7 protein-coding genes and 1 riboswitch are annotated in these 8485 nt (G+C 60.2%); of the genes, 2 read left to right on the top strand and 5 right to left on the bottom strand.

Going from position 1 to position 8485, the window contains the following annotated elements:
• The 4 genes from Q7W83_RS26365 to ahcY all read right to left on the bottom strand — a co-directional run.
• The coding region (locus Q7W83_RS26365; protein ID WP_473657919.1) for a DEAD/DEAH box helicase at positions 1–1858 on the bottom strand (1858 nt) is incomplete at its 3' end.
• Positions 1859–2081: 223 nt separating this feature from the next.
• The gene (locus Q7W83_RS26360; RefSeq protein ID WP_150633724.1) at positions 2082–2897 is read right to left on the bottom strand and encodes a substrate-binding periplasmic protein; all 816 of its coding nucleotides are present in this window, start codon (positions 2895–2897) and stop codon (positions 2082–2084) included.
• Positions 2898–3088: 191 nt separating this feature from the next.
• A complete protein-coding gene (gene metF / locus Q7W83_RS26355) occupies positions 3089–3934 on the bottom strand; it encodes a methylenetetrahydrofolate reductase [NAD(P)H] (RefSeq protein ID WP_150639074.1) in 846 nt (281 codons plus the stop codon).
• A gap of 164 nt (positions 3935–4098) precedes the next feature.
• Entirely contained in the window at positions 4099–5508 is a 1410-nt protein-coding gene (gene ahcY, locus Q7W83_RS26350) for an adenosylhomocysteinase (RefSeq protein ID WP_077747242.1), read from the bottom strand.
• Between the two features lie 23 nt (positions 5509–5531).
• A riboswitch (S-adenosyl-L-homocysteine riboswitch) is annotated at positions 5532–5633 on the bottom strand.
• A gap of 198 nt (positions 5634–5831) precedes the next feature.
• Here ahcY and Q7W83_RS26345 point away from each other — a divergent pair.
• A complete protein-coding gene (locus tag Q7W83_RS26345) occupies positions 5832–6236 on the top strand; it encodes an acyl-CoA thioesterase (protein ID WP_150633726.1) in 405 nt (134 codons plus the stop codon).
• Between the two features lie 98 nt (positions 6237–6334).
• Complete coding sequence (locus Q7W83_RS26340; RefSeq protein ID WP_150633727.1) at positions 6335–7219, top strand: formate/nitrite transporter family protein; 885 nt, start codon at positions 6335–6337, stop codon at positions 7217–7219.
• Here Q7W83_RS26340 and Q7W83_RS26335 read toward each other — a convergent pair whose 3' ends face one another.
• Positions 7220–8485 (bottom strand): cation:proton antiporter, encoded by a 1266-nt coding sequence (locus Q7W83_RS26335; protein ID WP_150639075.1) that lies wholly within the window; start codon positions 8483–8485, stop codon positions 7220–7222.

Below are 8485 nucleotides of genomic sequence, written 5' to 3'. Positions count from 1 at the left end.
ACGCTGGTTTTTCGCCGCGCGGACGGCCTGGCAATTGATCAAGTTGCTCGGGAGTCGGGAAACGATCGGTTTTCGACTCCTTGTGAATGATCTTCGGCGCCGGGCCGCGCGGGTTCTGCACAGCCGGTTCCGAACGAGGCTGGTCGTCGGTACGGGCCGGGCGGCGGTTGCGACCTTCTTCGCGACGGGCCTGACCGTCACGTGGCGCGCCGTTGCGTGGACCGCTGCGCTTGGCCGGCGGTGTGCCGGTGGTGGCGCCGTCGCTGCTGCGCGGACCGCTTTGGCGACCCTGAGGCTTGCCGCCGGTGCGTGGTGCGCCTGCGCCAGCCGCTGCGCCTTGTGCCGGAGCGCCCGGACGGCGGCCACGACCCTGGGCCGGTTTGGCTTGAGGCACGTAGTCGACGCGGTTACCGAAGTTATCGATATCGTCGTCCAGGAACTCGTCCGGAGCGCGATCAGCGGCAGCGCGTGGCGCCGGGCGCTGTTGCTCGCGCGCCGGGGTGCCTTCGCGTGGCTTCTGCTCACGTGCCGGGCGCTCGCCACGGCCGCTGGCCGCCGGTTTTTCCTTGCCGCCCTTGTCCTTGCCCTTGTCTTTACGACCGCCGCCACCGCCGCTGCCGTTTGGACCGTCGCCGCGCGGGCCACGTGGGTTGCGCGGGTTACGCACATCCGGACGCTCGCGGACTTCTGGCTTCTCGGCTTCTACGGCGCTGGAATCGAAGCCCATCAGGTCGCCGTCGGCGATTTTCTGCTTGGTCATGCGTTCGATGCTTTTCAGCAGTTTTTCTTCGTCCGGGGCCACCAGCGAGATCGCCTCGCCCGAACGACCGGCACGGCCAGTACGGCCGATACGGTGCACGTAATCTTCGTCGACGTTCGGCAGTTCGAAGTTGACCACGTGTGGCAACTGGTCGATATCGAGGCCGCGAGCGGCGATGTCGGTAGCAACCAGGATGCGCACTTCGCCGGCCTTGAAGTCGGCCAGGGCTTTGGTGCGTGCGTTCTGGCTCTTGTTGCCGTGGATGGCGACGGCGCTGAGACCGTGTTTATCCAGGTATTCGGCCAGACGGTTGGCGCCGTGCTTGGTACGGGTGAACACCAGCACCTGTTCCCAGGCGCCTGCGGTGATCAAGTGTGCCAACAGCGAACGCTTGTGGTTGGCCGGCAGGCGGAAGACGCGTTGCTCGATGCGCTCGACCGTGGTGTTCGGCGGCGTGACTTCGATGCGTTCCGGGTTGTGCAGCAGTTTACCGGCGAGGTCGGTGATGTCCTTGGAGAACGTCGCCGAAAACAGCAGGTTTTGACGTTTGCTCGGCAGACGGGCCAGGACCTTTTTCACGTCATGGACGAAGCCCATGTCGAGCATGCGGTCAGCTTCGTCCAGCACGAGGATTTCCACGTGGGACAAATCGACGCTGCCTTGGCCGGCGAGGTCGAGCAGGCGGCCAGGGCAGGCCACCAGCACGTCAACGCCACGGGACATGGCCTGAACCTGTGGGTTCATGCCGACGCCGCCGAAGATGCAGGCACTGACGAACTTCAGGTCACGGGCATAGACCTTGAAGCTCTCGTGGACCTGGGCCGCGAGTTCGCGGGTAGGGGTCAGGACCAATACGCGCGGTTGGCGCGGGCCGTGACGCTGGGATTTGTCCGGGTGACCGTTGGGGAACAACCGCTCCAGAATCGGAAGGGCGAAGCCGCCGGTTTTACCAGTACCTGTCTGAGCCGCAACCATGAGGTCGCGACCTTGCAACACGGCGGGAATGGCCCGCTGTTGCACCGGAGTAGGCTCGGTATAGCCCGCTGCCTCGATGGCGCGGACTAAAGCCTCGGAGAGACCGAGGGAAGCAAAGGACATGAGTAATCCTGTTTTAGTTAGGGCTTGGCCCAATGGGAGTCTTGCCTGGCGCGAATGGCGTTTAAGAAGAACGCAATCCCGTCCGGTCCTGCTGGGCCTTGAAAGCTCGTCTGGAGCGCTCGCGCGGGCTGAAAAGCTGCGCTGTAGCGGGGTCGAGATGCCTTGAACAAGTCCGAGCGTCCGGGCGTGAGCCTGGCGGGAAGGCCGGAGTATAACAGAGCAATCACTGCGCGCCGCTTTCCTGCTGCTCAACGGTTTTTTCGTGGGCGGCGGTGGCCGCGGCAGTTTTTGTGCTGGCAGCCGGGTCGGCACCATAACGGGCGCTCAGTTCGGCGTACGCGGGTTCGCGCTTGAAACGTTTGAGCTCGGCGCCGAAGCGCTGCACCAGCAAGTCCATGCCCGCGTTGCGGCGCACCGCCAGGAACTGGCTCTGCTGGCTGATGACAATCGGGTTTTCGCTGATCTTGTCGCGGATGTCCAACTCGTCGAGCAAATGCTGGCCCACCCGGCGGTCGGTGATCAGCAGGTCGATCCTGCCGCGCACCAGTTTGCCGAAGTTGGCTTCATGGGTAGGCGCGGGTTCGCGTGTGAACAGGGTCGATTCGCTGAAGTCCGGGCTGTACAGATAGCCCGGCGAGGTGCCGATTGTCAGGCCTTTCAGGTCGTCGAGGGTGCGAAACGGATGCGGGCGTTCGTTGGCATAGAACATCACGAACTGGACTTCCGACAGCGGTTCGCTGGGGTAGAGCAGGGTCGCATCGCGCTCATCGCTATGGAAAATGTCCAGCGCACCATCGGCCTGGCCGGTTTCTAGCATCGACAGGCAGCGTTTCCACGGCAGGAACTGCCACTCGACTTCGATCCCCAGCCGCTTGAAGACGATGGCCGTGGTTTCGTAGTCCAGGCCCAGTGATTGGCCGTTTTCCTCATAGACATAAGGCGCCCACGGTTCAGTGACAATGCGCAGCTTCTCGCCCCGAGCGGCGAAGCTCAGGCAAGTGAAAAGAAACACGGTGAGTAGCTGGGCGATCAAAGGCATGGCTTGAGATTACGACGAGAAACCGTAAAGAGCCAGAAACCCGCTCCAGAAGCTCTATCTCCGTGTATTGCTTCACAATAAAAGTGCGTTAAAAGCAAAAAATCGCAGCTTTGGCAGGGCCTACAAGGATTACACATCCCGATGCAGGCGCTGCCGAAGCTGCGATCTTTTGATCTTGCTTTAAACGTCTGTTAACGCGGTAACTTCAGGTTGTTCCACACCGCCAGACTCGCTTCAGCCTGGTTCAGCGTGTAGAAGTGCAGACCTGGCGCGCCACCTTGCAGCAGGCGTTCGCACATCTCGGTAATGACTTGCTCACCAAAGCCTTGAATGCTCTGGGTGTCGTCGCCGTAGGCTTCCAGTTGCTTGCGGATCCAGCGCGGGATTTCCGCACCGCAGGCATCGGAGAAGCGCGCGAGCTTGCTGTAGTTGGTGATCGGCATGATGCCCGGCACGATCGGGATGTTCACGCCCATCGCCCGTACACGCTCGACGAAGTAGAAATAGCTGTCGGCGTTGAAGAAGTACTGGGTGATCGCACTGTTGGCGCCAGCGTTGGCTTTGCGCACGAAGTTGGTCAGATCGTCTTCGAAGTTGCGTGCTTGCGGATGCATCTCCGGGTAAGCGGCGACTTCGATGTGGAAATGATCACCGGTCTCTTCACGAATGAAGTCGACCAGATCGTTGGCGTGGCGCATTTCGCCGCTGGCCATGCCCATGCCCGAAGGCAGGTCACCGCGCAGTGCAACAATGCGCTTGATGCCGGCAGCCTTGTATTGCGCCAGCAGGCCGCGCAAGTCGTCCTTGCTGTCGCCCACGCAGGACAGATGCGGTGCGGCTGGGACTTTGACTTCGTTTTCAAGTTGCAACACGGTGTTGAGGGTTCGATCACGGGTCGAGCCGCCAGCGCCATAGGTGCAGGAGAAAAAATCGGGGTTGTACGTTGCCAGCTGACGAGCAGTGGCGAGCAGCTTTTCATGCCCAGCGTCGGTCTTCGTAGGGAAGAACTCGAAGCTGTAGCGACGGTCTTGGGACATGGTCATATCCTTTAAAACGCGTAAGCCTGTGAGGCTTGCACTTCCCATGTGGGAGCGAGCTTGCTCGCGATGGGGCCAGCACATCGAGTATCAATGTTGCCTGACTGACAGATCGCTATCGCGGGCAAGCCCGCTCCCACAGGGAGAGCAGGCAGCAGGACCGATCAGTAGCGGTAAGCGTGCGGCTTGAACGGACCTTCGACGGTCACGCCGATGTAGTCGGCCTGAGTCTTGGTCAGTTGAGTCACAACGCCGCCGAAACCGCGAACCATTTCCAGGGCCACTTCTTCGTCGAGTTTCTTCGGCAGTACTTCAACGGTCAGGCGCTCGGCTTTCTGGGCTGGCGACAGGTCGGCGTACTTCTGGCCGAACAGGAAGATCTGGGCCAGAACCTGGTTGGCGAACGAACCGTCCATGATGCGGCTCGGGTGACCGGTGGCGTTACCCAGGTTAACCAGACGGCCTTCGGCCAGCAGGATCAGGTAGTCGTCGTTCTGGGCATCGAATGCGCCAGGACCAGTACGGTGGATTTTGTGAACCTGTGGCTTCACTTCTTCCCATGCCCAGTTTTTGCGCATGAAAGCGGTGTCGATTTCGTTGTCGAAGTGGCCGATGTTGCAGACAACAGCGCGCTTCTTCAGGGCTTTGAGCATGTTCGCGTCGCAAACATTGACGTTGCCGGTGGTGGTCACGATCAGGTCGATCTTGCCCAGCAGCGCTTTGTCGATAGATGCTTCGGTACCGTTGTTGATGCCGTCGATGAACGGCGAAACCAGCTCGTAGCCATCCATGCAGGCTTGCATGGCGCAGATCGGGTCGACTTCGGAGACTTTAACGATCATGCCTTCCTGACGCAGGGACTGAGCGGAGCCCTTGCCCACGTCACCGTAACCGATGACCAGCGCTTGCTTGCCGGACAGCAGGTGGTCGGTACCGCGCTTGATCGCGTCGTTCAGGCTGTGACGGCAGCCGTACTTGTTGTCGTTCTTGCTCTTGGTCACCGAGTCGTTGACGTTGATGGCCGGGATTTTCAGCTCGCCCTTGGCCAGCATGTCCAGCAGGCGGTGAACGCCAGTGGTGGTTTCTTCGGTCACGCCGTGGACGCGGTCGAGGATCGCCGGGTACTTCTTGTGCAGCAGCTCGGTCAGGTCGCCGCCGTCGTCGAGGATCATGTTGGCATCCCAAGGCGCGCCATCTTTCAGGATGGTTTGCTCCAGGCACCACTCGTACTCTTCTTCGGTTTCGCCTTTCCAGGCGTAGACCGCGATACCGGCAGCGGCGATAGCAGCAGCGGCCTGGTCTTGAGTCGAGAAAATGTTGCACGACGACCAACGCACTTCGGCACCCAGGGCAACCAGGGTTTCGATCAGCACGGCAGTCTGAATGGTCATGTGAATGCAGCCGAGAATTTTCGCGCCTTTGAGCGGCTGCTCACCGGCGTACTTGCGGCGCAGACCCATCAGGGCTGGCATTTCGGATTCGGCGATGATGGTTTCGCGACGGCCCCAGGCAGCCAGGGACATGTCGGCGACTTTGTAATCGTTAAAATCTGCAGGCGTGATAACAGCGCTCATGAAGAGCCTCCATTCGTAATGTATGCGAATGGGCGCCGTTGTGCGTTTAGTGTCTGGTCAATGAGACCAGGCAACGCCCCATCCGAGCCTGACAGGTCGAACCTGCTGCAGCGCCCCTCGGACAGGTGGCGGGAAAACGGTATCAATGGAACGTTACCGTTTTGAAACGGGGGCGATTATAGCGGGCTATGCTGATCTTCCAAAGCCTTTCTGTCAGTCAATGTCCGAACGGTAATCGGGACCATAGTCGATGCTTAATAGAGCTCTAGTCCGGGCTCTGCCATGATGGCGCCCATCATTCGGCAAGACGCTCAGGAGTGAACATGAATTTCCACACCCGCAAATGGGTAAAACCCGAAGACCTCAACCCCAACGGCACACTGTTCGGCGGCAGTCTGTTGCGCTGGATCGACGAAGAAGCGGCGATCTACGCCATCGTCCAGTTGGGCAATCAGCGCGTGGTTACCAAGTACATTTCCGAAATCAACTTCGTCAGTGCCTCGCGCCAGGGCGACATCATCGAACTGGGCATCACCGCCACCGAGTTCGGCCGCACCTCGATCACCCTGACTTGCGAGGTGCGCAACAAGATCACCCGAAAAAGCATCCTGACGGTTGAAAAGATGGTCTTCGTCAACCTCGGTGAAGACGGCTTGCCCGCGCCGCACGGCCGAACCGAGATCAAATACGTCAAAGACCAGTTCCAGGACGACGGCATTCAACAATGACACCTGCCCCGTAGGAGCGGTTTCATTTGTGGGACCACTGAACAGCGCCGAACCCCGCGTGTCGTACTTACATGACACGCCACCGGTTCCGGAGCTCTATGGACACGCAAAAAGACGGCAAGACCCCGAACCTTTCGGTTGAAGAACAGCACGACGTCGAAAAAAACCAGCCACCGCGTGCGGCTGTACTGCACGAAATCATCCGCACCCAGGGCGATCAGGAGCTTGAGCGCAGTGTCGCCGCGTTGTGGTGGTCGGCACTCGCCGCCGGCCTGACCATGGGCCTGTCGCTGATGGCCATGGGGTTGCTCAACTCGCGCCTGCCGGACGGTGAACACTTCAAGGTGATCGCCAGTTTCGGTTATTGCGCCGGGTTCCTTGCGGTCATCCTCGCCCGTCAGCAATTGTTCACCGAGAACACCCTGACGGCGGTGCTGCCGGTGATGACCAAACCCACCCTGAACAATTTCGGCCGGTTGTTGCGGCTGTGGTCGGTGGTGCTGGTGGGTAACCTCTGTGGCACCTTGCTGGTTGCGTATGTGATGTTGCATCTGCCGATTTTCGACACCAAGACCGACCTGGCCTTCCTCGACATCGGGCGCAAGGTCATGGAGAACGACGCGAGCAAGATGTTCGCCAAGGGCATCGTGTCGGGCTGGATGATCGCAACCATGGTCTGGATGATTCCGTCCATGGAGAGCGCCAAGATGTGGATCATCATCCTCATCACCTACCTCATGGCGCTGGGGGATTTCACCCACATCGTCGTCGGTTCGGCCGAGGTGTCGTATCTGGTGTTTGCCGGCGAGTTGCCGTGGAAGGATTTCTGGCTGGTGTTCGCCGGGCCGACGCTGGCGGGGAACATCATCGGTGGCAGTTTTATCTTTGCGCTGTTGAGTCATGCGCAGATTCGCAGCGAAAGCGGGCCGCCGAAGCAGTCTGCGGATCGGGGGAAGCCCGACCCGCAGCAGGTCAAAAAGTAATCAGTGATGCCCGGCCTGTGCCGCTGGCGCAGGCTCATCGCGAGTCACGTGCTTGACCAGTTTGCCGATGCTCAAGCCCTGCAACAGGATCGACGACAACACCACGATGTAGGTGATGCTCAGCAGTAAATCACGCTCCGGGCCTAACGGCAGCGCCAGGGCGAGCGCCACCGAAACACCACCGCGCAAGCCTCCCCAGGTCAGAATCCGGATTGTCCCGCGCGGCACTGTGCGCCAGCGCCGCAGCAGCAGGATAGCCGGTGCCACGGTCAACAGGCGCGAGAGCAGAATCGCCAGGGCCAGCAAACTGGCTGCCAGCACGTGCAGCCAGTTGAACGGCAGCAGCAACAGCTCCATGCCGATCAGGGCAAACAACAGGGCGTTGAGCATGTCGTCGAGCAGCTCCCAGAAACCATCCAGGTACTTTCGGGTCATGTCGTTCATTGCGAGATTGCGCCCCAGATTGCCGATGATCAGGCCGGCGACCACCATCGCGATCGGTGCGGAAACATGCAGTTCCGACGCCATGGCCGAGCCGCCGATCACCAGCGCCAGGGTCAGCATCACTTCGATCTGATGCTGCTCGATGCTCTTGATCATCAGGTACACCAGATAACCGATCAGCCCACCAAACAACACGCCGCCAATCGCTTCATGCGCGAACAGCATGGCGGTGGCGCCTACGGTCGGGGTTTCGCCGAGTTGCGCGATACCCAGCAGCACGGTGAACACCACCACTGCGGTGCCATCGTTGAACAGCGATTCGCCAACGATGGTGGTTTTCAACGGCTTGGACGCGTTGGCAGTCCGCAGCACGCCGAGCACCGCGATCGGGTCAGTTGGGGAAATCAACGCGCCGAACAGCAGGCAATACAGAAAACTCACGTGCCAGCCGAACAGAGCAAAGATGTAATACGCGAGGCTGCCGATCACGGCGGTGGCGATTAATACGCCAAACGTTGCCAGCAGGCCGATGGGCCAGCGATAGCTGCGCAGGTCATTGAGATTGACGTGCAGCGCGCCGGCAAACAGCAGAAAGGACAGCATCCAGTTCATCAGCAGATCACCGAAATCGATCTGGCCGATCAGCTGTTGCACATGCTCTTCGAGGCCGGGGTAACCGAGGAAACTCAACCCTTGCAGCAACAAGGAAAACATCAGCGCGGTGACCATGACGCCGATGGTCGGGGGCAGGCCGATGAAGCGGAAATTCACGTAGGTGAGGAGGGTGGTGAGGCAGATAAAGGCAGCGACAAGTTCAAGCAT

It is taken from the genome of Pseudomonas sp. 300, assembly GCF_055803035.1.
This window is presented reverse-complemented; position numbering and strand designations above follow the sequence as displayed.